The organism is Amycolatopsis sp. NPDC059027 (genome assembly GCF_042739735.1).
In the GTDB taxonomy this organism is placed as follows: domain Bacteria; phylum Actinomycetota; class Actinomycetes; order Mycobacteriales; family Pseudonocardiaceae; genus Amycolatopsis.
The window spans coordinates 1-23,832 of sequence record NZ_JBHYIK010000101.1; the positions used below are offsets into that span (position 1 = coordinate 1).

25 protein-coding genes are annotated in these 23,832 nt (G+C 70.2%); 9 read left to right on the plus strand and 16 right to left on the minus strand.

Annotation, left to right across the window (positions count from 1 at the left end; genetic code table 11):
- Window positions 1–118 precede the first annotated feature (118 nt).
- The 7 genes from ACFWY9_RS41105 to ACFWY9_RS41135 all read right to left on the minus strand — a co-directional run bounded on the left by ACFWY9_RS41105 (window position 119) and on the right by ACFWY9_RS41135 (window position 5,662).
- On the minus strand, window positions 119–577 hold the full coding sequence (locus ACFWY9_RS41105) for a DUF6294 family protein (protein ID WP_378331328.1): 459 nt from the start codon (window positions 575–577) through the stop codon (window positions 119–121).
- A 142-nt stretch (window positions 578–719) separates the two neighbouring features.
- Window positions 720–1,712: a dTDP-glucose 4,6-dehydratase gene (gene rfbB, locus ACFWY9_RS41110; RefSeq protein WP_378331327.1), complete on the minus strand. Its 993-nt coding sequence runs from the start codon at window positions 1,710–1,712 to the stop codon at window positions 720–722.
- A 1-nt stretch (window position 1,713) separates the two neighbouring features.
- Complete coding sequence (locus ACFWY9_RS41115) at window positions 1,714–2,499, minus strand: GntR family transcriptional regulator (RefSeq protein WP_378331326.1); 786 nt, start codon at window positions 2,497–2,499, stop codon at window positions 1,714–1,716.
- Window positions 2,500–2,531: 32 nt separating this feature from the next.
- Entirely contained in the window at window positions 2,532–3,182 is a 651-nt protein-coding gene (locus ACFWY9_RS41120; protein WP_378331325.1) for a response regulator, read from the minus strand.
- A 76-nt stretch (window positions 3,183–3,258) separates the two neighbouring features.
- A complete protein-coding gene (locus ACFWY9_RS41125; RefSeq protein WP_378331324.1) occupies window positions 3,259–4,518 on the minus strand; it encodes a sensor histidine kinase in 1,260 nt (419 codons plus the stop codon).
- Between the two features lie 51 nt (window positions 4,519–4,569).
- Window positions 4,570–5,007, minus strand: a complete 438-nt coding sequence (locus ACFWY9_RS41130) for a hypothetical protein (RefSeq protein WP_378331323.1) — start codon at window positions 5,005–5,007, stop codon at window positions 4,570–4,572.
- A gap of 103 nt (window positions 5,008–5,110) precedes the next feature.
- The gene (locus ACFWY9_RS41135; RefSeq protein WP_378331322.1) at window positions 5,111–5,662 is read right to left on the minus strand and encodes a CGNR zinc finger domain-containing protein; all 552 of its coding nucleotides are present in this window, start codon (window positions 5,660–5,662) and stop codon (window positions 5,111–5,113) included.
- 26 nt (window positions 5,663–5,688) lie between these two features.
- Between ACFWY9_RS41135 and ACFWY9_RS41140 the strand changes: the two genes are divergently transcribed.
- On the plus strand, window positions 5,689–7,107 hold the full coding sequence (locus ACFWY9_RS41140; protein WP_378331321.1) for an MFS transporter: 1,419 nt from the start codon (window positions 5,689–5,691) through the stop codon (window positions 7,105–7,107).
- Between the two features lie 58 nt (window positions 7,108–7,165).
- Window positions 7,166–8,116, plus strand: coding sequence for an alpha/beta hydrolase (locus tag ACFWY9_RS41145; protein WP_378331320.1), 951 nt, complete (start codon window positions 7,166–7,168; stop codon window positions 8,114–8,116).
- A 3-nt stretch (window positions 8,117–8,119) separates the two neighbouring features.
- Here ACFWY9_RS41145 and ACFWY9_RS41150 read toward each other — a convergent pair whose 3' ends face one another.
- The 3 genes from ACFWY9_RS41150 to ACFWY9_RS41160 are packed head-to-tail and all read right to left on the minus strand — an operon-like array spanning window position 8,120 to window position 9,954.
- Window positions 8,120–9,241 carry a PucR family transcriptional regulator gene (locus tag ACFWY9_RS41150; RefSeq protein ID WP_378331319.1) on the minus strand — a complete coding sequence of 374 codons (1,122 nt, stop codon included), beginning with the start codon at window positions 9,239–9,241 and terminating at the stop codon, window positions 8,120–8,122.
- Between the two features lie 4 nt (window positions 9,242–9,245).
- Window positions 9,246–9,494, minus strand: a complete 249-nt coding sequence (locus ACFWY9_RS41155) for a DUF3817 domain-containing protein (protein WP_378331318.1) — start codon at window positions 9,492–9,494, stop codon at window positions 9,246–9,248.
- Between the two features lies 1 nt (window position 9,495).
- Window positions 9,496–9,954: a DUF2269 family protein gene (locus tag ACFWY9_RS41160; RefSeq protein ID WP_378331317.1), complete on the minus strand. Its 459-nt coding sequence runs from the start codon at window positions 9,952–9,954 to the stop codon at window positions 9,496–9,498.
- A gap of 177 nt (window positions 9,955–10,131) precedes the next feature.
- Between ACFWY9_RS41160 and ACFWY9_RS41165 the strand changes: the two genes are divergently transcribed.
- The gene (locus tag ACFWY9_RS41165) at window positions 10,132–11,076 is read left to right on the plus strand and encodes a GlxA family transcriptional regulator (RefSeq protein ID WP_378341437.1); all 945 of its coding nucleotides are present in this window, start codon (window positions 10,132–10,134) and stop codon (window positions 11,074–11,076) included.
- A gap of 189 nt (window positions 11,077–11,265) precedes the next feature.
- Complete coding sequence (locus tag ACFWY9_RS41170; protein WP_378341438.1) at window positions 11,266–12,525, plus strand: DUF222 domain-containing protein; 1,260 nt, start codon at window positions 11,266–11,268, stop codon at window positions 12,523–12,525.
- A gap of 103 nt (window positions 12,526–12,628) precedes the next feature.
- Here the strand turns inward: ACFWY9_RS41170 and ACFWY9_RS41175 are convergent, their stop codons facing one another.
- Entirely contained in the window at window positions 12,629–12,871 is a 243-nt protein-coding gene (locus ACFWY9_RS41175; protein ID WP_378331314.1) for a PLD nuclease N-terminal domain-containing protein, read from the minus strand.
- A 276-nt stretch (window positions 12,872–13,147) separates the two neighbouring features.
- Here ACFWY9_RS41175 and ACFWY9_RS41180 point away from each other — a divergent pair, with 276 nt between their 5' ends.
- The gene (locus ACFWY9_RS41180; RefSeq protein WP_378341439.1) at window positions 13,148–13,621 is read left to right on the plus strand and encodes a GNAT family N-acetyltransferase; all 474 of its coding nucleotides are present in this window, start codon (window positions 13,148–13,150) and stop codon (window positions 13,619–13,621) included.
- A 49-nt stretch (window positions 13,622–13,670) separates the two neighbouring features.
- Here the strand turns inward: ACFWY9_RS41180 and ACFWY9_RS41185 are convergent, their stop codons facing one another.
- Entirely contained in the window at window positions 13,671–15,137 is a 1,467-nt protein-coding gene (locus ACFWY9_RS41185) for a carboxylesterase/lipase family protein (protein ID WP_378331312.1), read from the minus strand.
- A gap of 144 nt (window positions 15,138–15,281) precedes the next feature.
- On the opposite strand from ACFWY9_RS41185, the gene ACFWY9_RS41190 reads away from it, so the two are divergent.
- Window positions 15,282–16,244 (plus strand): Lrp/AsnC family transcriptional regulator, encoded by a 963-nt coding sequence (locus ACFWY9_RS41190; protein WP_378341440.1) that lies wholly within the window; start codon window positions 15,282–15,284, stop codon window positions 16,242–16,244.
- On the opposite strand, the gene ACFWY9_RS41195 is transcribed toward ACFWY9_RS41190, so the two are convergent.
- Both ACFWY9_RS41195 and ACFWY9_RS41200 read right to left on the minus strand, forming a co-directional pair.
- A complete protein-coding gene (locus ACFWY9_RS41195; protein WP_378341441.1) occupies window positions 16,216–17,592 on the minus strand; it encodes a rhodanese-like domain-containing protein in 1,377 nt (458 codons plus the stop codon). The two genes, ACFWY9_RS41190 and ACFWY9_RS41195, sit on opposite strands and share 29 nt — an antisense overlap.
- Before the next feature lie 13 nt (window positions 17,593–17,605).
- Window positions 17,606–18,805, minus strand: a complete 1,200-nt coding sequence (locus ACFWY9_RS41200) for an FAD-dependent oxidoreductase (RefSeq protein WP_378331309.1) — start codon at window positions 18,803–18,805, stop codon at window positions 17,606–17,608.
- Between the two features lie 100 nt (window positions 18,806–18,905).
- On the opposite strand from ACFWY9_RS41200, the gene ACFWY9_RS41205 reads away from it, so the two are divergent.
- Window positions 18,906–19,631 (plus strand): GntR family transcriptional regulator, encoded by a 726-nt coding sequence (locus ACFWY9_RS41205; RefSeq protein WP_378341442.1) that lies wholly within the window; start codon window positions 18,906–18,908, stop codon window positions 19,629–19,631.
- Here the strand turns inward: ACFWY9_RS41205 and ACFWY9_RS41210 are convergent.
- Entirely contained in the window at window positions 19,609–21,006 is a 1,398-nt protein-coding gene (locus ACFWY9_RS41210; RefSeq protein WP_378331307.1) for an APC family permease, read from the minus strand. The genes ACFWY9_RS41205 and ACFWY9_RS41210 overlap by 23 nt on opposite strands.
- Window positions 21,007–21,144: 138 nt before the next feature.
- Here ACFWY9_RS41210 and ACFWY9_RS41215 point away from each other — a divergent pair, with 138 nt between their 5' ends.
- Together ACFWY9_RS41215 and ACFWY9_RS41220 are read left to right on the plus strand one after the other, a co-directional pair.
- Entirely contained in the window at window positions 21,145–21,759 is a 615-nt protein-coding gene (locus ACFWY9_RS41215; RefSeq protein ID WP_378331306.1) for a TetR/AcrR family transcriptional regulator, read from the plus strand.
- 76 nt (window positions 21,760–21,835) lie between these two features.
- Window positions 21,836–22,909, plus strand: a complete 1,074-nt coding sequence (locus ACFWY9_RS41220) for a P1 family peptidase (protein WP_378341443.1) — start codon at window positions 21,836–21,838, stop codon at window positions 22,907–22,909.
- On the opposite strand, the gene ACFWY9_RS41225 is transcribed toward ACFWY9_RS41220, so the two are convergent.
- Window positions 22,910–23,386 (minus strand): RICIN domain-containing protein, encoded by a 477-nt coding sequence (locus ACFWY9_RS41225; RefSeq protein ID WP_378341444.1) that lies wholly within the window; start codon window positions 23,384–23,386, stop codon window positions 22,910–22,912. It lies immediately after the preceding gene.
- Window positions 23,387–23,832: the final 446 nt, after the last annotated feature.

Sequence of the window (23,832 nt, forward strand, 5' to 3'; positions counted from 1 at the left end):
CCGCGCGCGCGCGGGGCCCCCCGGGGGCGTCGTGCGCCGGGTGGGGGGGGGCGCGCGGGCGCGCCGCGGCGGCCCGCCCCGGCCCCCCCCCCCCCCCGCTACGTCCACAATGGACCGATCAGCAGCGCGAGTGCTGGATGGTCTTGTAGATGTCGACGCCGTTGAAGTCGGCGGGGTTGAACGTGAAGTGCCCACCCCAGTTGTACTTCGGCGGCGGGTTCCCGTCGTTCATGCGCGGGCTGTCGAACGTGCCCGCGCCGAACAGGTGATACCCGGCCGTGGTGTAGAAGTCGAAACTCGAGTGCCAGATGTCACCGGAGTGCGTGTGATAGGTGAACGTGGTCGCGCTCCAGTCGCCCGTCCCGTCCGAGCGGATGACCATGGTGCCGTTGTTCTGCTGGCAGTCGCCGACGTGCAGCTCGCCCCACACCGCGCTCTTCACCTCGAGCGTGCTCTTGGCCCCGGCCGGGCCGGGATCCGCCACGGCGGCCTGCGCGGCAGGAACCCCTGCCAGTAGCGCGATGCCGACGGCGGCGGTGACCAGCGCGGGCTTGAGCACCCGGGTCCTACGCTTCATGTTCTCCCCTATGCGGACTACCATCGACGGGGCGAATTCCCCGCACCAGGCGAGTATGTCGTCGCCGGGGCGCGGATCACGCACCCCAAAGGGCAGGTGCGCGTCCGGACTCTCCTGCCCGTCCCGGGCACCGGCCGGGCGGCTAAGAAGCCCAAGCCCCTTCGGTCACCGGGGAACGTCCGCGCAGCGGTTCCCACCAGTCGCGGTTGTCCGCGTACCAGCGGACGGTCTCCCGCACCCCGGCGCCGAACTCGACCTCCGGCCGCCAGCCGAGCTCCCGGCGGATCTTGCCGGAGTCCAGCAGATAGCGGCGGTCGTGTCCCGGCCGGTCCGGCACCTCCTTCTTCCACGACGCGGGCATGCCGAGCTCGGCCAGCACCAGGTCCGCGATCTCGTCCACGCTCGCCTCGACACCGGTGCCGACGTGATAGGTCTCGCCGACGCGGCCCCTCTCGAGCACCGCCGCCACGGCGCGGGCGTGGTCGAGCGCGTGAATCCATTCGCGACGGTGGTGTTTGGACGCGTAGACCGGCAGCGGCCTGCCGTCCAGCGCGTGCGTGACGAACAGCGGCAGCACCTTCTCCGGGAACTGGTGCGAGCCGTAGTTGTTGGCGCAGTTGGTGATCGTGACCGGCAGGCCGTAGGTCTCGTGGTAGGCGCGGACCGCGTGGTCGGCCCCGGCCTTGCTGGCGTTGTAGGGCGTGCGCGGCCGGTACGGCGACTCCTCGGTGAACGCCTGCTCGGCGTCGAGCGCGAGATCGCCGTAGACCTCGCAGGTGGAGATGTGATGGAAGCGGTCCACCCCGGCGCGGCGGGCGGCCTCCAGCAGGCTTTGCGTGCCGAGAACGTTGGTGCGGAAGAACAATCCGGGATCGAGCACGGCGAGACTGTTGTGCGACTCGGCCGCGAAGTTGACGATCACCTCGACGCGGTGCTCACGCAGCACCGGTTCGGCGTCGGCGATGTCCCCGCGCACGAAGGTGATCCGGTCCCGCACGTCGGCGAGGTTCGCCTCGTTGCCGGCGTAGGTCAGCGCGTCGAGGGCGACGACGTGGTCGCCGGGATGTTCGTGTACCCAGTGCCGGGTGAAGTGGGAGCCGATGAAGCCGGCCGCGCCGGTGACGAGTATCCGCATGTCAGCCTTCCTGGTCCGGTTCGGGGATGTTCGGTGCCACGCCGGGTGGTTCGGCGGCCGCCGTGGCGGGCCAGCCACGGAACTCCACGTCCAGCCGGAAGCGGTGACCCGCGTAGCGGTGTTCGGACAGGGCGATCGGCGTACCGTCCTGGCCGACGGCGAGCCGCCGGATCAGCAGGACGGGCGTGTGCTCCGGCAGTTCGAGCAGCTCCGCCTCCCGCTGCCCCGCGGTCGCGGCGGCGATACTCTGCCGGACGGTGGCGATCTGGTTTCCGTTGCGGCGCAAGGTTTCCCAGATCCCCGGATGTTCCGCGTCGGCCCGGCTGACCGGCGCCGCCAGCGCCAGCGGCACCCACTCGGTGACCACGTCGAGCGGGGTCGCGCCCGCGCGCCGCACCACTTGGGCCCGCAGTGTCTCGGCGTCGGCGGGAACGGCCAGCAACCGGGCGACGCCGCGCGGCGGGACGCCGTAGCCGTACTCGACGACCGTGCGGACGAGCGGGACCCCGGCGTCCGCGATCGCCGACGAGGCGTGCTGGAACGTGCCCAGCGCCAGCGACTGCCCGAACGACATGCCCGAAACGACGTACCAGCCCGCCCCCTTGCGGGAGGCCAGCAGTCCCTCGTCCCGCAGCTGTTCGAGCGCGCGCCGGACCGTCACCCGGCTGACGTCGTAACGGCGGCCCAGCTCGGCCTCGCTCTCCAGCGCCCCGGCCGGGCCGTGGTCGCCGAGCGCGATCCGTTCCCGCAGCTCACCCGCGAGCCACTGCGACCGCGAACCTGTCATAAACCTGTATCATACAGAAATGACAGGATGGGTCACGGCGTCCCCGGCTTCAGCAGACCCCGGCTGAACGCCTCGGCGACGGCCGCGGCGCGATCGCCGACGCCGAGCTTGCCGTAGATGTTCAGCAGATGGCTCTTGACCGTGGCCTCGCTGATGAACAGCTTCGCCGCCGCCTCCCGGTTCGTGGACCCGGCCGCCACCAGCTCCAGTACCTCGATTTCGCGGCGGCTCAACGGTCCCGTCGCCGGCGCCCGGAACCGGCTCATCAGCCGGGCGGCCACCGAGGGCGAGAGCACCGCGTCGCCCCGCGCGGCCGACCGGACCGCCCGCAGCAGCTCGTCGCGGGGCGCGTCCTTGAGCAGATATCCGGTCGCGCCCGCCTCGATCGCGGGCAGCACGTGGCTGTCCGTGTCGTAGGTGGTCAGGACCAGCACCCGCGCGGTGACGCCCTGTCTGGCCAGTTCGGTGATCGCGGCCAGCCCGTCCATCCCCGGCATCCGCAGATCCATCAGGACGACGTCGGGGGCCAGCTCCTTGGCCAGCCGCACCGCCTCGGCGCCGTCGGCCGCCGCCCCGAGCACCGCGAATTCCGGATCCCGCGCGAACATGCTGGCGAGTCCGTCCCGGACCACCGGATGGTCGTCGACGATCAACAGGGTGACCGGGCCTTCGGTGCCGGTCACGCGATCGACTCGCTTCGCGAGACAGTGCTCGATCCCTTTTGGCGCATGATATCCATGATTCGCTCGCAAGCTTCGCTCATGCGTGCGCTCCCGCGGGCTCGGCCGGGACGGACGCCGAGACCGCAGTGCCCGCCCCCGGTTCCGATTCGATCCGCACGGTACCCGCCAGTCCCTCGATCCGCTGGCGCATCGCGACCAGCCCGAACCCGCCGTCCATCCGCGCACCGCCCTCCACCGCCTGCTCGAAACCCCTGCCGTCGTCCCGGACGTCCAGCGCGACCTCCGTGTCCAAATAGGACAATGTCACGCCCACCCTTGTCGCCCCCGCGTGCTTGGCGACGTTGACCAGTGCCTCCTGCGCGACCCGCAGCAGCGCGAACTCCGCCTCCGGTCGCATCGGGCGGGCCTGCCCGGTCGTGGTGACCCGGGCCGGAATCCCGTGCAGTGCCGACCAGCGCTCGGCGACCTCCGCCACCGCCTCGGACAGCACGGCCGCCTGCAGCGGCGCCGGGCGCAGTTCGTGCACCGATCGCCGCGCCTCGGACAGGCTCTCGCGCGCCAGCCCGGTCGCGGTGCGCACGTGCCCGCGCCAGCCTTCCGGATCGTCGGCCGCGTGCTCGGCCGCCTGCAGCTGGGTGATGATCCCGGTGAGCCCCTGCGCCAGGGTGTCGTGGATTTCGCGCGCCATCCGCTGCCGTTCGCCGACCACGCCCGCCTCCCTCGCCTGGGCAAGCAACTGCTCCTGCAGTTCCGCATTTTCCGCCAGGGACGCCTCGAGCCTGCGGTTGGCCTCGGCCAGCTCCGCGAGCGTTCGCTTCCGCTCCTCGTTCTGGAGGTCGGCGCGCCAGGCGAACCAGGCGAACAGGCACAACGGCAGCACGTTCGCCAGCACGACGGCGGCGTAGACCAGCCAGCCGAAGACCGTGGTCTTCTCGACGTTGTAGGCCTGCGCGGTCCCCGCCACGACCGCCACCGCCGCGACGCACGGAAGCTGCCCCGGCCAGGGCAGGAGCCGGAACGCGTAGACGTACAACGCGGGCGTGAAGACCCCGAACCACGGAGAGCGGATCGCCAGCAGCAGGGTGAGCGCGGTCAGGACGACGACGAACACGGCCATCACCAGTGGCCGGTGCCGCCAGGCGGGTCGCAGGGTGAACATCCCCAGCATCCAGGCCGCCGACAGCGCGCACAGCACCACGTCGAACACCAGGGTGTCCGGCTCGGACCGCTTGACCAGCACCGTGAAGACCACCAGCGCCGCCAGCAGCACGTACGGCATGACGGTGATGACCGGGCGCTTCAGCTGCTCCCCCGGGTCCAGCGCGGGACTGCTCATCTGCGCCCTCCTCGGCGACCTCGCGCCCACCACGATCTCACGGCACCGGGCCTACTTGCCGAACAGCGCACGGAGGTGTTTGCCGTTGACGATCGCCACCACGCCGAGCAGGAGCAGCCCGCACACGCCCTGTTCGATCCGCAGCCACAGCGGGAACAGGCCGGGGATCGCGATGATCACCGCGATGGCGACGACCATGACGCCCGAGACGATGCGCAGCCGGAGGAAGGCTCGCCGGGACCCGCGCGCGACACCCCTGGCGAAGGCGAAGGTCAGCAACGCGCTGAGGACGACGATGGTCACCCTGACCCAGACGGCGTCGGTCACCATCGCGGTGTTGCCGCGAAGCAGAAAGATGGCGACGAGCGTCAGCACGCTGAGGCCCAGGTAGCCGGTGACGAGCAGATTGAGCCCGCGGAACGCCGTCAGGCTGCGCGGGTGCTTCAGGTCTTCTTCGGCGAGCGCGGCGGCCCGCGTCCGTGCGTTCATGGCGTTCTTCCTTCTCGACGTCGAAAGTGGACACTCCCAGCGTCGCGAAATCGCCATCGCCGGACATCGGGCGATGTCCCGGATCCAAGGCTGAAAGTCCCGTTCAGCCGGTCGGCTGAGTGACTCCGCCGACCGGCTGAGTCCGCCGCCGGTGGCGACGCACGGCGTCCCGGTTCGCGCACACGCGCGTGCAGTAGCGTTGCGCGCCGCCGCGGGTGAAATCGACGAACGCCGCCCGGCATTCTTCGAGCGCGCACCGCCCGAGCCGGTGCATGCCCAGCTCGGTGAGATGCTGTGCCGCGGCGACGCCGACGACCGCGCGCAGCACCGCGGCGAGCCGGACGCCGTCGTCGCGGTAGTGCAGATGCCAGCCCGCGCAGTCGTCGTGGTTGGTGATCCGTGGATAGGCGGCGGCCTTGGCGAGTAACGCGTTGAGCAGGTCGACACGGCGTTGCTCGGTCTCGGCGTCGACGATCTCGGCCCAGCAGACCCCCAGCGCGCGGATGTCCTCGAGGTCCTCCGGCCCGGCGGGGATGTCGGGACTGAGATACGCCCTGGCACAGCGCCGCCGGAGATCCGCGAGGTCGGCGGGTGGATCGTTGGTGATGTCGGTCACCAGCCGCAGGATCTCCGTGTAGTAATGGTTCTCACGCACAAGACCATTACACCATCGTTCCGGTCATGGGACCCGCACTCGACCGAAACCCCGTCTCCTGGCGCCCGCTCGTGGCCGCCTGCCTCGGCACGTTCCTGCTCATCCTCTACACGACGATCGTCACCGTGGCCCTGCCGCGCATCGGCGCCGAACTCGGCGGCAGCTTCGGCGCCCGGCAATGGATCGTGGACGTCTTCACCGTGGCGCTCGCCGGGCTGCTGCTCGGCATGGGCTCGCTGTCGGACAACCTCGGCCGCAAGCGGGTCTACCTCGCCGGGCTGGTCACCTTCGGCCTGGCGACGCTGGCCTGCGGGATCGCGGACTCGGTCGCCGTGCTGATCGCCGCCCGCGCCGTCCAAGGCGTCGCGGGCGCCGCGATGTTCGCGACGATCCTGCCGCTCGTCGGCCTCACCTACACCGGCCGCGCGCGGGCACGGGCGTTCGCGGTATGGGGCACGGTGGCGGGCGCCGGAGGCGCGATCGGCACCGCGGCGGGCGGTGTGCTCGCCGAACTCCTTGGCTGGCGCTGGATCTTCTTCGTCTCGCTGCCGCTGTGCGTCGTCGCCCTCGTCCTCGCCGTCACGTCGCTCGGGGAGAGCGAGCGCTCGGGCAACCGGATCGACTTCCCCGGCATCGTCACCTTCACCGTGACCGTGTCGGCGCTGACCTTCGCGGTGATCAACGGCGGCGACCACGGCTGGACCGCACCGGGGACGCTGCTCGGCGCGGGGATCGCCGTGGTGGCCCTGGTTGCGTTCGTACTGGCCGAACGCGTCCATCCGGCGCCGATGGCCCCGGCGAAGCTCTTCGGTACCCCCGCTTTCGCCGGGGTGCTGGTCGTCGCCTTCGCCTACTACTTCGCCGCTTTCGGTGCGCTGCCGGTGCTTTCGGTGTGGTTGCAGGACACCACCGGGCTCAGCCCGGCCGGCACCTCGCTGGCGCTGACCGTGCAGGTCGTGGTCTTCTTCCTGACCTCGGCGCTGATCAGCGACCGGCTGCACCGCCTCCCGCCCGGCCTCGTGCTCGGCGGCGCGACCGTCCTCATCGGACTCGGCTGCGTCACCGGGCTCGCCGCGCTCGCCGCGCCGAACTGGATCGCGCTGCTGCCGGCACTGGTACTCACCGGGCTCGGCGCGGGAATGGTGTCCCCGGTGTTCCCGGCGGTGGCCATCGCCGCCGTGCCCACCGCCTTCGGGGGTACCGCGGGAGCGGCGGCGAACAGCTCCCGCCAGCTCGGACTCGCGCTGGGTGTCGCCCTGTGCGGCACGCTCTACAGCGGCCACGGCACCGACGCGACCGGGGCGATCGGCACGGTGCTGGTGTTCTGCGGCGGAGTCGCGCTGGCAGGCGGAATCCTGACCGCGTGGCTGCTCCGGTCACGGAACACCGGCGAACCGCGCGATCGTCGGTCCGCTCCGGCCGTCCCGGCGACACGTGGCGGATGATCGCCGCGGCGGTGGCCGACGAGAATGGGACTTCCCTTCCCGGCCCCGTGGAGACACTGTGACCTACGCATTCGATCCCGAGATCGCCGCGGCCATTCCGATGCTGCCGAACACCGACCTCACGGATCTGGCCGCCGCCCGGTCGATGCTGAACGAGGCGGTCGCCGAACTGTACGGCGATGTCGACACCACCGGCGTCGCGATCCGTGAGGAGTTCGTGCCCGGCCCGGAGGGCGCCCCGGACGTCCGGGTGCGGATCTACACGCCGGAGCGGCTCGCCGCGCCCGCCGCGATCCTCGACGTGCACGGCGGCGGGTTCATCGTCGGCGACCTCGAGATCGACCACGCGAGCAACGTCGGCCTCGCCCGCGAACTCGGCGTCGTGGTGGTGTCCGTGGACTACCGGCTGGCACCCGAGGCGCCGTTCCCGGCAGGTCTCGAGGACTGCTACGCGGCGTTGGTGTGGACCGCGAAACACGCCGACGAACTCGGCGTCGATCCGGCCAGGATCGTGATCCACGGTGAGAGTGCGGGTGGCGGGCTGTGTGCCGCGCTCGCCCTGCTGGCACGGGACCGGGGCGGGCCGTCGATCGCGTTCCAGTTCCTCGGCATTCCCGAACTGGACGATCGCCTCGAAACGCCCAGCATGCGCGCGTTCGTCGACACCCCGCTGTGGAACCGGCCGCGCGCGGAACTCAGCTGGGACCACTACCTCGGCGCCGGAGTGCGCGGCACCGGGGGAGTCCCCGTCCACGCCGCGCCCGCCAGGGCGACCGACCTCACCGGCCTGCCGCCCGCGTACATCTCCACAATGCAGTTCGACCCGCTGCGCGACGAGGGCATCGCCTACGCCCAGGCACTGCTCGCCGCCGGGGTCACCGTCGAACTGCACCTGTTCCCCGGCACGTTCCACGGTTCCGCCATCGTGGAGCACGCGAAAATCAGCAAGCGGGAGGCGGCCGAGCGCCTCGCGGTGCTGGCCAGGGTGCTGGGCGTGGAACCGGCCTGACGGTCAGCCCTGAGTGGCGAGGCGGCGGGCGAGCAACGCCAGCCGGGCGCGGAAACGGTCGTCCGGTTCGTCCAGCCGCCAGCCCAGCGCGTCCTCGACGTGGGCGAGCCGGGCGGCCACCGAACTGTGATGCCGGTGCAGCACGGCGGCCGCCTGCCGCAGGGAACCCGTGCGGCAGAAGGCTTCCAGCGTCGCGACGTCGACCGCTCCGGTCGGCGTCGCGGCCAGCGCGTCGAGGGCACGGACGTCGTCGTGGGCGCGCAGCCGTTCGATCGGGATCTCCGCGAGCAGGGTGAGCGGGCCGAGTTCGCCGTGCTCGACCACCGCCTCGGTGTCCGGTACCGCGAACCGTTCGGCCAGCCGTGCCTGCAGCCACGACCACCGGGCGTCGAGCCCGTCGACCGCGTCGCCGACGCCGACCCGGACGGATCCGGCGGAACTGCGCTCCCTGGCCCGCTCGGCCAGCGCGGCACGCAGCGCCGGGACCACCACGGCGGCACCGGCCCGTGGCTGGACCACCACGGCCGCGACCCCGCCGATCATCGCCACCCGCACCGGCGGCAGCGCCCCGACCCGTGCGACGAGCGCGACCGCCGCCGCGCCCGGATCTCCGCCGTCCTCGGTGCCGACCGCCACGACCCGCACCGGCTTCGCGGCGTCCAATCCCAGTAAACGCAACGCCCGCGCGCGGTCCTCGTCCGCCGCCTGCTCCCCCAGCACCAGCTCGACGAGCGCGGGATCGGCCAGCTGTGGCGGCGTCTTCGTCCGCACGGGCCGCGCGAGCAGCCGGGCCGCGATGGCGAAACGTTCCAGGACGAGGTCGTCGAGCCTGCCCGAATCGTCCGTCCGTTCCAGCCACACCCGGCCCGCCGGATCGTCGCCGAGATCCGCGGCCACCGAGACCCGCTCCTCGCCGTCGGCCCGCTCGCCGCCCGGGCGGAACCGCAGTGGCCGTTCGCCGTCGTGTCGCAGGCCCGCCACGCATCCCGCGAGCGACGCCGTGGCGCGGACCAGGTCCGGCAGCCCGGCGCCGTGCGCGACCAGTTCGTCGAAGTAGGCGATCACCCGCACCGCCGCCTCGGCATCAGTGTCCACAGCGGACAGTCGCAGGAGGAGACCCTTCATGGGTTCAGCGTAGTGCGCGGGCGAGCTGTCTCAGGACGAGCAGCCCGCCGATGCCGGGAATCACCGCCATCGCCCGGATCCGGGTGCCCGCCTCGCGCAGGCGCGGGGTGAGCACGACGACGAACAGGTAGGTGCACCCGTGGAGGGGCCCGACGAGGGAGGACACCGCGGGCCAGTGCACGGTGGCGAGGTTGACCAGCAGGACGATCAGGGAGACCAGCTCCGCGCCCGCCACGATCCGCAACGGCCGCACGTCAGGCCCCCGTCGTCGAGCCGGGGCGGACGATCATCAGCACGGTGACCGCGGCCCACAGCAGGTTGAACATCCCGGTGTACATGGCCAGCCGCGCGGGCGCCTTCCGGTCAGGCTCCTTCCGTGCCGCGAGGCCGGTGAGCACGGCGTTCTGCCTGGGGAGGACGAGCAGCGCCAGGACGGCGGCCGCGATCGCGGTCAGGACGATCGAGACGATCAGCCAGGTGTCGCCGAGCACGCCGAGGCTGCTCGCCGTGGCCAGCCCGAACACCGGGACGAAGATCCCGGCCACGGCGTAGACGCGGCAGATGCGGTGCAGGGTGCGGAGCACGACCGGGTCGCGGTCCGGCGCGGCCGGCGCGTGGCGGGTCGCGGCGGGGAACATGCTGGCCGCGACGGCCACCGGTCCGATCGCGATGATCGCGGCCAGTACGTGGATCGAAAGCAGGACCTTGGTCACGCGCGGTTTCCTCCTCGGCTTCGGCGAGCCCGACGCTAGCCATCGCCGAAGTTCCGGAGAAGCGGCTGGATTGCCACCTTTCAACGGATTCTCGCCACCGCATCTGACCTGAAGAGAGCGGTAAACCTCCTAGTCAGCGCAGTTGGCTGGAATGGCGAGGGTGCCTATGGTGTTGCCATGCACACCGTCGCGATCCTCGCGCTGGACAAGGTCGTCCCGTTCGACCTGTCCACGCCGATCGAGGTGTTCACCCGCACCCGGCTGCCCGACGGCCGCCCCGCCTACCGCGTCCGGATCTGCGGGGCCACCCCGATAGTCGACGCCGGAATGTTCACTCTCCGGCCGCGGTGGGGGCTGGCGGCGCTGGCGGAGGCGGACACGATCATCCTGCCCGGCTGCCAGGACCTCACGCCGGTCCCGGAGGAGGTTCTCGACGCCCTCCGGAAAGCCGCGGCCGATGGCACCCGCCTCGCGTCGATCTGCTCGGGCGCGTTCATCCTCGCGGCCACCGGCCTGCTCGACGGCCTCCGCGCGACCACGCACTGGCTCGCGGCCGACACCCTCGCCCGGCTCCACCCCGCCGTCGACGTCGACGCCGACGTGCTCTATGTCGACAATGGACAGTTCCTCACCTCGGCCGGCGCCGCAGCGGGCCTCGACCTGTGCCTGCACATGATCCGCCGCGACCACGGCTCGGCGGTCGCGGCCGACGCCGCCCGGCTGTCCGTGATGCCCTTGGAACGCGAGGGCGGACAGGCCCAGTTCATCGTGCACGACCAGCCACCCGTGCCGCGCGGCTCCGAACTGGAACCCGTGCTGCGCTGGCTGGAGGACAACGCCGGACGGGACCTCACACTCGAGGACGTCGCCTGCCAGGCGGGCATGAGCACCCGCACCCTCAACCGCCGCTTCCGCGAACAGACCGGCACCACCCCGCTGCAATGGCTGCTGCGCGCCCGCGTCCGCCAGGCGCAGTACCTGCTCGAAGCCACCGATCACCCGGTCGACCGCATCGCGTCGCAAGTGGGATTCGGCTCTCCCACGGCGTTCCGCGAACGGTTCAAACGCGTGGTCGGCACCAGTCCCACCAGCTACCGCGCCGCCTTCCAGCAGTCCGGCTGACGCACCGATCGGAACGCAACGCCCTCAGGTGGTGCGTTCCTTTGTGGACTTCGATGCTGTGAAGGGGTCCTTCGGTGCGCGGGACGCTATGAAGGAGCCCCTTCACAAAGACCTCACCGTGATTGGGCATCCATCAGTTCACTCGATCGTGTCGAACATATGTTCTAGCATCTGCGGTATGATGGTGGCGTGTCCGAGAACCTGTCCACCCTGGAACCGCCACAGGAGCTGTGGCGGCGATCCGGTCGTGAACTCGCCGACAAGGTGCGTACCCGACTGGAGTCCCTGTGGCGCCTGGACGCTGAACTCGGCCAGTTCCTCGCGGAGATCGAGTCGCGTGGTGTGTCCGAGTTGTACGGCTATGGGTCGACAGCGGCATGGTTCGCGCACATGGCACGAATGTCGCGTGGTGAAGCCAAAAAGTACCTCGACCGCGCCCACGGACTGAACCCCGGCCGCAACATCGACGGTAGCGAACTCCCCGCCACCGCGCCAGCAACGCGTGCCGCCGCACTCGACGGTGAGATCGGCCCGCACCACAGCGACCGGATCCTCCACTTCCTGAAGAAGGTCCCCGCTTTTGTGTCCGACGAGGACAGAAGCAGCGCCGAGAAGATCCTCGTCGAACTCGCTCGCCACGCCACACCACAGGAAGTGGTCAAGGCCGCCGACGAGATCCTGGCACGGATGGACCAGGACGGGAAAGAACCAAAAGACCCGGACCCGCCAGAGCGCAAGCCCGAGTTACGGTTGCGGCAACGGAAAGACGGCTGGTACGACATCGACGGACAGCTCGACCCCATCACCGGCACCCGGCTGAGCACGATTCTCGATCCTCTCGCCACACCACGCCCCGCCGGGGAAGACAGGTGGCCGGATCTGCGGTCGCCGTCCCAGCGGTACGGGGAAGCCTTCGGCGAAGCCATCGCCATGCTCGCCAACGTGCCCGACGTGCCGGGTGGCGACCGTGCTCAGCTGCTGGTCACAGTGACACTGGAGGACTTGAAGTCCAAGCTGGGCACCGCCTGCCTGGACATGGTCTCGCAGATCTCCGCGACCGAAGCCCGCATGCTCGCCTGCGACTGCCAGGTCATCCCCGCCGTCCTCGGCACCAAAGGCGAACCCCTCGACCTCGGGCGCGCCAAGAGACTCGTCACCCCAGCACTACGGAAAGCGCTGGTAATCCGGGACGGCGGCTGCGCCTTCCCCGGCTGTCACCGCAAACCCCGACACTGCGACGCCCACCACATAACCCTGTGGACCCACGGCGGACACACCATCCTCCGCAATCTCGTCCTACTCTGCGGCGCCCACCACCGACTCCTCCACAAAGCCGACTGGAAAGTCCGCATCGCCGAAGACGGACTCCCCGAATTCATCCCACCGGACTACGTGGACCCGCTACGCAGACCCCGAAGAAACATCCTCCACATACCCACCCCCGGTTAGTGTTGCGCATCGCGCCGCTCCGCGAGTACCGGCGACATTCGCGTCCACAAAGGACCGCCGGTCGTCTGCCATCCGCACTCCGTCAAGGATCCAATGGCCCGGCTCACGCCCGTGGGTCGGCGCTTCGGCGACCCACGACGAACCACAGCAGACTCCCCAGGAACGGCAACGCGAGAATCACGAAAAACCACAGGATCTTCGCCCCGCAGCCGATGTTCGAGCCCAGGACGCCGAACAGAGCCACCAGAAAGAAAAGGAAAAAGCCGATACTCACAGCGATCATGAGCACCCCGAGGATGTCCAGCCCCGGATCGGTCGAACCCTGGCCCACGGTGAGGACGTTCACGAGATGTTCCGACATGAAGAGTGGCAATCCTTTGGCTCGTCAGGGGCTCTGCCGGCGGCGCAGTACGCCGCGGTTCCGGGTACATCGATGGCACACCGTCCCCACTCGCGAGGTCCGATTCGGCGGACGCTGCGCGTTCGGCCAAGGAACATTGCCCCTCCACGCTCGGCAGTCCGGACGCGGGCGGCGCACGACGAGCGCGGAATTGTCGGTGGCCGGCGTTAGGTTGTCCGGCGAGGCAGAACTGAGACAGAACTACGGCAAGGAGGTGGGTACATGCACGAGGTGGCGCTACGCCCGATCGAGGACTCCGATCTGGGGACGTTGTTCGAGTTCATGCGTGATCCCGAGTCGGTCTGGATGGCCGCGTTCACCGCGGAGGATCCCGATGATCGCGACGCGTTCGACAACCACATGCGCAGAGTGCTCGCCGACCCCGACGCCAAGAACTGGGCAATCACCCGTGGGGGACGGTTCGTGGGCAGTATCGCCGCCTTCGTGCTCGAGGGCGACACCGAAATCACCTACTGGATCGACCGCGATGTCTGGGGGCAGGGCGTCGCCAGCCGCGCACTGGCGCTGTTGCTCGAAAAAGTCTCCGTCCGGCCACTGCGTGCTCGTGCCGCGAGTGACAACGTGGCCTCGCTCAGCGTCCTCCGCAAGGCGGGCTTCACGATCGTCGGCACCGAGTCCGCGTATGCGCCGGCCCGCAGGACCGAGATCGAGGAGACCATCCTTCGCCTTGACTGAACCCCATCTGAACCTACTCGGGACGCGGCCAGCCTCTTACCCGTTCGGCTCAACCCCGTCCATCCACATCGGACATGGTCTCGACCGGGACGTCGAAGGCGAGCGCGAGCCGGTCGCCGGTGGTGTACGGCCGCCAGCCGAGCACACCGTCCGGGTCGGGATTTCCGGTGGCCACGAAGGAAAGCCAGGCGGTCTGGGTCCGTTCGACGAGGTAGCGGTGCTCCTCGGCGGTCCCGCCGATCAGTGGCGAGCCCTGCCAGGCGTCGAAAGTGCCGAACAGGAAAGGGAGTTCCGCGCAGTGAGCCGCACCGAGCCGTCCGTCCGCGTCATCACCCGGGCGGCGCCACCAGTACACGTGTGCCGGAGCGCCGGTGCGGGCCCGGTGTTCGGCGAGATCGAAGCTTCCGGCCACGAAGCGGTCCGTGATCACCTGGCCGAGCACCCGTGCGGGTGGGTCCGCCGGGCGGGCCGCCGCCAGCCGCGCGTACTCCTCGGCGAGGTCGCCGGTGAGCCGGGGCGGCTCGCCGGTCGCCCAGAGTGACTGCGCTTCGGGGAAGAAGAGCCCTTCGTCCGCCGTGCAGCCGATCATCAGGTCGATCCCGTCGAAGCTGCCCGCCAGCGCGGCCCGCCCCGGCGCGGTGGTGAGGACCGTGCCGTCGACGACCGGCACGAAGGCCCGGTCCTCGTAGCTGGGCGCGTCCCAGCGCCGGGCCGTCTCCAGCTGGGCCGCCAGCACCTGCTCGGCGCTCAGCGAGCGCAAGGCCTCGATGTCTTCGCCGACGCCCGCGCAGGAGCAGAAGATCTTGGTGGCCTCCTCGGCCCGGGCGAGATCGTGACCGTCCATGGTGAACGGTGCGCTCTGCAGCACGGCCCTGCCGAACAGGGACCGCGCGTGCGGCATGGTCGCCAGCGCGAGGATCGAGCACGCGCCCGCCGACTGCCCCGCCACGGTCACCCTGGCCGGGTCCCCGCCGAACGCGGCGACGTTGTCGCGCACCCACTCCAGCGCCGCGACCTGATCCAGCAGGCCGAAGTTGGCGCCGGGCCGCTGCCCTGGCAAGGACAGGTATCCCAGCGCACCCAGCCGGTAGTTGACGGTCACCACGACGACGTCGCCCCGGTGCGCGAGTTCCCGGCCCGAGTAGCACGCGGCCGAGCCCGCGCCGGTGGCGAATCCGCCGCCGTGCAGCCACACCAGCACCGGCAGCCGGTCGCCCCGCTCGGCCGCCGGGGTCCAGACGTTCACGGTCAAGCAGTCCTCGGACGTTCCCGGCAGCGCCGCCGGAACGGCTCCGCCCGGCACCCCCGCGAGTGACTGGATCGGCGCGGGGCCCGGGCGATCGGCGGGCCGGACGCCCTCCCAGGACGCGGGTCGTTCCGGCGCGGCGAACCGCAGTGCTCCCAGTGGTGCCGCCGCATACGGAATGCCGAGGAACGCCGCCACCCGGCCGTCCCGGCACCCGCGCACCGCACCGGTTTCGATGGTGACCACGGGGTTCTCGTCCTGCTCGGCCATGTCGCCTCCATGCGCTTCGCTCGCTCTACCTCCACACAACCCGGGCGGAGACTCACCGGCGCCCTGATGCCGCCCCTGATGCACGAAAGACGACATCCCACCAGCCATACAGACGGAAACGCGACAACGACGTAAGCTCGCCCCATGCCCACCCTCGACGACGTGGACCGCAAGCTGGTCGCCGCCCTCCAGGTGAACGGCCGCGCGAGCTGGGGTCGGGTCGCGGCCGCCGTCGGTGTCTCGGAACGCACCATCGTCCGCCACGCCGGACCACTGCTGGGCAGCCGCGCGGTCCGGGTGACCGCGGTCCGCAACCCGATGTGCCTGCCCGGCGTCGTCCCGCTGGTGCTGCGGCTGCGATGCAAGCCGGGGCGTACACCGCTGGTCGCGGACGCGGTCGCGGCGCTGTCGAGCACGCTTGAGGTGCTCTACCTCGAAGGCGGCGACGAGGTCTACGCGGTCGTGTTCGTCCCCGGCCCACGGGAGCAGCGTTCCTTGCTGCTCAAGGAGCTTCCCGCGATGACCTCGGTGACGTCGTGGCGGACCCACCGGCTGCTGAAGATCTTCCCGGAGTCGCTCGGCTGGCGGGCCCCGCTCCTCGACGAGGACAAGACCGCCGCGCTCGCCCCCGCCGTCGTCTTCGATCCGCCGAAGACGCCGCCCGAACAGGACGGTATCGACCTGCGATTGGTCGAACTCCTCGCCGCCGACGGCCGGACGCCGTACTCGGATCTCTCCAGGGCCACCGGGATCTCCGAGTCCACCGCCCGGCGCAAGGTGGCCCGGCTGCTGGCGGGCGGCATCATCCGGCTGGCCACCGAGGTGGACGCCGAGCTGCTCGGCTACCGGATGGAGGCCGTGCTGTGGCTGTCGGTCCGGCCCGCCGGGCTCGCTCGCGCCGGCGGGCTGCTCGCCGCCGAACCGGCGACCCGGCTGGTCGCGGTGACCAGCGGCAGCTCGAACGTCGTGGCGACTCTGGTCGCCCGCGACGTCGACGAGCTGTACGAGGTGATCACCGGAACGCTCGGCGAGCTGCCCGACATCAGCCAGTTCGAACTGACTCCGGTGCTGCGCGCGGTCAAACGCGCCGGGACGGTGCTCGGCTAGCGCTCCCCACCGCGAAACCGGACCAGGCGGTGAAGCCGCCTTCCAGATCGGTGATGTCGGTGAACCCGCGCGCCCGCAGCAGGGACGCGGCGGCAGAGGAGCGGTAACCACCCGCGCAGTACACGACCGTGGGCCGCTCCGGGTCCAGTTCGCCGAGCCGGTCGAGGAGTTCCGGCAGCGGGAGAAGCACCGCGCCCGGCACCACGCCGCTCGCCCGCACCTCCCCCGGCTTACGGACATCGACGACCTGCCGTTCGCGATGGACGTCGGCCAGGTCCGCAGGCGTCATCCGCACAGCCACCTGCCCAGCGGCCAGCGAGGCGTCGATGCAGCCGATGACGCGGTCGAAACCGATGCGTGCCAAGCGGTTCCGGGCTTCGGTCTCCTTGCCCGGCGAGCAGACGAGCACCAAAGGATCTTCAGCGCGAAGCACCTGTCCCGCCGTCTCGGCGAAGCGGCCGGTGAGTCCGGCGTTGATCGCGCCCGGCAGGTGGGAGCGGGCGAACTCGGCGGCGTCCCGGGTGTCGAGCACGACCGCGTCCGGGCCCACTTCCATGGGCAGCAGATCCGGTACGGGCTCGTGCTCGGCGAGGGTAGGGCGCTGCTCGCGGTTGCGCACCGAGGTGAAGGCGAAGTACGCGGGTGCGGGCGATTGCCCTTCGCAGACGGTCCGGACGAAGTCGTCCTCGGTCATCGGGGCGAGTGCGTAGTTGGCCCTCCGCTGCGCCCCGATCGTGCTGCTCGTTTCGGGGGAAAGGTTCTTGCCGCACGCGGAACCCGCGCCGTGTGCCGGGAAGACCCGGGTGCCGTCGGGCAGGGTGAGCAGCTTCCGCACCGACCGGTACAGGGCCCTCGCCAGCGCGTCGGACGACCAGCCGTCCGCGCCCAGCAGATCGGGACGGCCGACGTCGCCGACGAACAGCGTGTCACCGGTCAGCACGCCGTACGGGACGGCCTCACCATCCCAGACGACGATGCTGACGGATTCCGGCGTATGTCCCGGCGTGTGCAGGATCTCCAGCTCGACGTCGCCCAGCGAGATGCGCTGTCCGTCGGCGAGCGGGTCGACCGGGAAGTCCACGCGCGCGGCGTCGCCGTAGCAGATCCGCGCACCGGTGGCCGCGGCCAGTTCCAGGTGCCCGGAAAGGAAATCCGCGTGTACATGGGTTTCGACGACCCGCTCGATCCGCAAACCGTGCGACGCGGCGTCGGCGAGGTAGCCGCTGACGTCCCGCCGCGGGTCGACCACGACGGCGCGCCCGGTGCCGCGGTCGCCGACGAGGTAGGACGCCTGGGACAGACAGTCCACATAGTACTGTATGAAGACCAGGTTTCCGGTGCCGGACAAGGAATTCTCCTGTTCAGAATCGGCCGCGCAGCATGAGGTTCCAGTACAGGAACGGCAGCCCGCGGCGTTTGAGGTACCACATGTCGGTCCGTTCCCTCGTGGTGTCGAGGAACGGGATGCTCGGCGCCGGGCGCATCGAGTAGTCGAACTCCGCCAGCAGCGTCCTGCGCCGCGCGGTCGTCAGCGGGCACGACGCGTATCCCCCGTACCTCGCCGGAAGCGGGGCGCCGCGCTGCGCGGCGAGCAGGTTCGCCACCACGACCGGGGCCTGTTTGCGCACCGCCGCGCCGGTCTTGGAGTTGGGCGAGGATCCGGCGTCGCCGAGCGCGAAGATGCCGGGGTGGCGGACGTGCCGGAGGGTGTGCTTGTCGATCTCGACGTATCCGCCGGGATCGTCCGGGCTCGCCAGCCCGCTCTTCCGGATCCAGTCCGGTGCGCTCTGCGGTGGCACGAGATGCGCCATCGTGTAAGGCAGCGCGAACGTCGCGCCGGTGGCGAGACTGCGTACCGTCAGTTCGCGGACGTCCGCCCGTACCGCCGTGACCTCGCTCTCGAAGTGCACAGTGATGCCGTAGCGGCGCACCACCTCCGCGAGAACGCCGGCGTACTCGGGAATGCCGAACAACCCGGGCGTGGGCAGGACCAGGTGCACGTCGACGGCGCCGAGCACACCCGCGCGCCGCCAGTGGTCCGCGGCGAGGTAGGCGATCTTCTGCGGGGCGCCGGCGCATTTGATCGGGCCCGCGGGCATCGCGAACACCGCCGTGCCCGACCGCGTGTTCCGGATGGCGTTCCACGTCGCGGGCGCGGACTCGTAGGCGTAATTGCTGCCCACACCGTCCATTCCGAGTGCGGGACGCAGGCCGGCGATCCCGTCCCAGTCCAGCCGGATCCCGGGACACAGCACCAGTTGTTCGTAGCCGAGAACACTCCCGTCGGCGAGCACGACCTCACGGACATCCGGGTCGACCCGTTCGGCCGCTTGCCGGATCCACCGCACCCCGCGCGGCATGACCGACGCCTGCGGTCGTGCGCTCTCCTCGATCGGCGCGTGCCCCGCACCGGCGAGGGTCCACAGCGGCTGGTAGTAGTGCGTGACAGCGGGATCGACCACGACGACGTCGTTCTGGCCCGCCCGGCGGAGCCGTGCCGCGACAGTGATTCCCGCGGTACCGCCGCCGATGATCACGACGCGGTGCCGTGTTCTCCTCACCAGGACCACCTCCCCGGACCGAATGTCCGGGAGGAAACGTTAGGGTGCGGTCGTTTCGCGGCTCAACCAAATGTAGGGACATTTCGACCCGGGGAGAGTGATGGCAGGCACCGCCCGTGAACCCCTGTGGCGGCAGGTCCAGAACGCGGTACTCGAACGGCTGCGGGCCGGGGAATTCGCCGAACGCTTCCCCGGCGAACTCGAACTGGTCGCCGAATACGGGGTCAGCCGCACGACCGTGCGCCGCGCGCTCGCCCAGCTGCGTGCCGACGGGGTGGTGAGCGCCGAACGCGGAAAACGTCCGCGGCTGCACCCGACACGCGACGTCGAGCAGCCGCTGGGCAGTCTCTACAGCCTGCACGCCGCCGTCCGCACCACCGAGCGCACCCAGCGCAGCGTGGTCCGCAGGCTCGAGGTGCACGTCGACGGGGTCATCGCCGATCACCTCGGGCTCGACGGCTCCGCACCGCTCGTCCACGTCGAACGGCTCCGCCTGGCCGGGGAGGAACCCCTCGCACTGGACCGGGTCTGGCTTCCGGCGGATCGCGCGGCCTGCCTGCTCGACGCCGATCTCACGCACACCGGCGTCTACGCCGTGCTGGCGCGTTGCGCGGATCTGCGGCTCGATCGGGGCCGGGAGACGATCCGCGCCGTCGTTCTCTGTCCCGCCGACTGCGCGACGCTCGGCTGCGCACCCGGTTCGGCGGGGCTGTCGATCCACCGGCTCAGCCACGCCAAAGGCGTCCCGGTCGAATGGCGGCACACGCTCGTCCGCGGCGATCGGTTCACGCTGACCGCGACGTTCACCGGCGCGGCGGGGAGCTGACCTCCGGCGTTTCGTCGACCGCGCCCTGGAGTTCCCAGGTTCCCCGGCGCCGCAGCACGAACAGGTAGTAGAGGGCGAACACGACGGCGATCCCGAGGGTGACGAACAGGCTCGGGCGGCCGATCTCGGGGTCGCGGAAGTTCTGGTACACGACATAGCCGATGGCGACGAGCGCGAGGATCGGGGCGACCGGGAACCACGGCATGCGGTACGCGGCGTGCGCGGTGGAACCGTTGCGGCGCCCGGTCATCGTCGAGACGCAGAGCGCGGCGTACACGGCGATGATCGTCGTCGAGGTGACCACCAGCAGGAAGGTCTTGTCGGCGAAGCAGAACGCGGTGCCGACCGCGCCGGTCGCGAGGGTGGCGATCCACGGGCTGCCGAAGCGCGGATGGATCTTCGCCAGTGCCCTGCTGACCGGCGACGGCCAGGCGGCGTCGCGGCCGGTGCTGAACACCATCCGGCCGGTGACCAGCACGATGGCGAGGACCGCGTTGAGGATGGCCAGCGCCACGGCGAGGCTGATGACGTCGTTCAGCACCGATCCGCCGCGGGCGGTGATGAAGTAGTCCATCATGTTCTCGGCACCGAACAGGTCGGGCAGCGAAGGCGAACCGAGCAGCACGGCGGTGACCGGGATCAGCTCGGCGGCGACCGTGATGCCCAGCGCCCACAGGATGGTCTTGGCGATTCCGCGGTGCGCGTCATGGGTTTCCTCGCCGAGGTAAACCGCCGCGCCGTATCCGTTGTAGGCGAAGAGCGCGACCGCGCTGGCGGCGCCGATCAGCCCGATCGAAGCCGCGACGACCGTGCCGTTCCCGCCCGAGACGACCGGATGCACCGTGAGCTCGGCCAGCGACCGCTGCGGATGCCAGAAACCCAGCACGCTCACCACGACCAGCGCGATCATCTCGATGGCCAGGAAGGTCCCGGTCACCCAGGCGTTGAGCTTGATGTCGAACACGGCCAGCACGGTGGCGACGACCGTGGTCACCGCCGCGACCGTCGGGGCGTGCAGACCGGGAAAGAGCACCGAGAGATAGGTGCCGACGCCGAGCGCGATCACCGCGATGATGAGCAGCTGCGAGACCATGAACAGGCCGAGGACGACGAATCCGGGCAGGCGCCCGAAGGTCCTGGCCACGATCGCGTATTCGCCGCCGCTGAGCGGATACGCCGAGCCGAGTTCGGCGTAGACGAAGGCCATGAAGACCCCGACCACGCCGGCGATCACGAACGCCAGGAACGCACCCGTCCCGGACTGGGTGACGACGCCCGGGGCGATGATGAAGACCGACGACGCCGGGGAGATCGCCGACAGGGTGATGAACAGGGTGCCGAGGAGCTTGAGGCCTCGGTGCAGGTGCGCGGCCATGGATGCCTCCTGAGCCGGGTTCTTTGAGAGTGCATCAAAGAACTGTGACCGCGCCCACGTCAACCCCTTCAGTGGTAACGACTGCGTGTCGGAGGTCAGGTCTTGAGTTTTCTGACTCTTGTGTAGAGAATCACCGACATGGCCAGACCCAGCAGGGCGCACGAGAAACGCGCCGAGCTCATCGATGCCGCCCGGGAGGCGGTCCTGCGGCGCGGTGTCGTCGACCTGCGGCTGCGGGACGTCGCCGAGCAGGCGGACATGTCGACCGGTTCGGTGCTCTACTACTTCCCGGCGCTGTCCGATCTGCTCCGCGAGGTGCAGCGGGAAGCCGTCGAACGGTTCTGCGTCGACCGGGAGGAGGCCGCACGGCGCGAGCCCGATCCGCGGCGCAAGCTGCTCGGGATGATCCGCGCCGGGCTACCGTCCGGTCGCGACGACGAACTGTGTGTCCTGCTCTACGAACTCGGCGCGTTCGCCCGCCGCGATCCCGCCTACGCCGCGCAGCACATCCGGCTGTGCGAACGGCAGGTCGCGCTGTACTCCACCATTCTCGAAACGGGCGCGACGACCGGCGTGTTCACCCTGACCCGCGACGCGGCCACCGTCGCCCGTCAGCTCGTCATGCTCGAGGACGGCATCGGCCTGCACCTCACCCAGTCCGTGCCGACCTTCGACGCCCGCCAAGCCGAAAACCTGCTGCTCGCCTACGCCTGCGACGCGACCGGCTGTGATCTGGAAGGTTCCCGCGCATGAGCGACGCTTGCGAGCGAATCATGGATATCATGCGCCAAAAGGGATTCAACACTGTCTCGCGGAGCGAGGCGATCGCATGACTAGGCCTCGCGAACTCGGCCTTCCGTTGCCCGGCCTGACCGGGCCGCACAACGCGATCACCGACGTGCCGGGTGTGGAGGTCGGCTACCGGACGCTGGTGGAGGGCGAGGCCGTCCGCACCGGGGTCACCGCGATCCTCCCGCGCGGCAGGGCGGACGTCGACGTACCGTGCGCGGCGGGCTGGTTTTCCCTCAACGGCAACGGCGAGATGACCGGCACGTCCTGGCTCAGCGAAACCGGATCGCTCCGCTTGCCGGTGCTGATCACCAACACCCACGCCGTGGGCCCGTGCCATCGCGGCGTGATCGACTGGGTCGTCCGCGAGAAGCCGGCGCTCGCCGAGCAATGGCTGCTGCCCGTGGTCGCCGAGACCTGGGACGGCTACCTCAACGACATCAACGGGCCGCACGTCCAGCCCGCGCACGCGATGGCCGCGATCGACGCCGCGCGGTCCGGCCCGATCGCCGAGGGCTCCGTCGGCGGCGGCACCGGGATGAACTGCTACGCCTTCAAGGGCGGCAGCGGTACCTCGTCCCGGATGGTCGCGCACGGGCCGGACAGCTACACCGTCGGGGCGTTCGTCCAGGCCAACTTCGGCTCCCGCAGGGAGCTCACCGTATGCGGCGTACCGGCGGGCACGGCGCTGGCCGACGACAATCCGATGGAGGACACCGACTGGCGGACGCCGCCGGGGGCCGGTTCGGTCATCGTCGTCATCGCCACCGACGCGCCGCTCCTGCCCCACCAGTGCACGGCGCTCGCGCGGCGGGTCCCGCTCGGCCTCGCCCGCACCGGCACCACCGGGTCCCATTTCTCCGGTGACATCTTCCTGGCGTTCTCCACCGGCAACCCCGGCGCGCTGACCAGCGGTTTCCCGGACGGCGAGCCGGGCTACGAGCAGCTGCGGTTCATCCCGTGGAACCGGCTCGACGTCTTCTTCGAGGCCGTTGTCCACGCGGTCGAGGAAGCGGTGCTCAACGCGCTGTTCGCCGCCGACACGATGATCGGCCGCGCCGGCCACCGCTCCCCCGGCCTGCCCGTGTCCCGCCTGCTCGAACTCGTCAGCTGATCAGCTCCACTTCTGGGTGTCGTCGGCCGAGCACGGCCTGGTGACGAGCTTGCCGCCGCCGATATCGGTGAGACACCGTTTGGTGGCCTGGTTCTGGAACCGCAGGTACTTGCCGGATTTGGTCACCACCCAGCTCTGGTACTTCGAATTCGGGTTTCCGCCCGGCCAGCAGGCCAGCGTGCGGAGGCCGAATTGGTCGCTGTCGTCGAGACACCGCCCAGTGGCGAGATTCTTCAGCTGCCGGGTCTTGTCGTTCCAGACATGGACGTTGAACTGCTGGAACTTCAAGGTGTTGCAGCCGAAGGTGCGCAGCCCCGCCGGGATGCTGTCGTCGATGCACCAATGGCTTTTGGCGTTCTCGAACCTGTTGACAGCATCGGAAATCCCCGCTTCCTCGGCGCTCGCCGAGGCGGCCAGCCCGACCGTGGCGAGCATCGCCGCAACCGGGACGAGCAGTAACGCACGAACAATCTTCATCATTTCTCCCCGAGTTTTTCCCACCCTGAACACTGATCGCCCCGGCCAGTGTCCTCGCCGGGCGCAGCGCGGGAACAGTCCCCGATAGTGGGACGACCCCACTGGGAATAACCCGGCTTCTTCCCGTTTTCCGTATTACTCACCGGTGTAGGTGAAACAACGGAACACACCGTGCCCATATCGGTTCGCCGAATACTCCGCCCACGCATAGGTATTCAAACCCCCGGGTATCGCTAATGCGGAACTCGGCCGTCACTGAGGAACCCGGGCCCACGAGCGTGGGACTCGCTCGCCAGGGTGACAAGGGTGTCCCCGAGTGCGGTGGATGCACCGCGGGCATCCACGCCCGACGTCGCGAACGCTCCGTTGCGGGCGGGGAGGGGGTACGAAAACCGGGGGGGGGCAGAAAGGAAAACCCCACCCGACCAAAACCCCACCCACCGCAA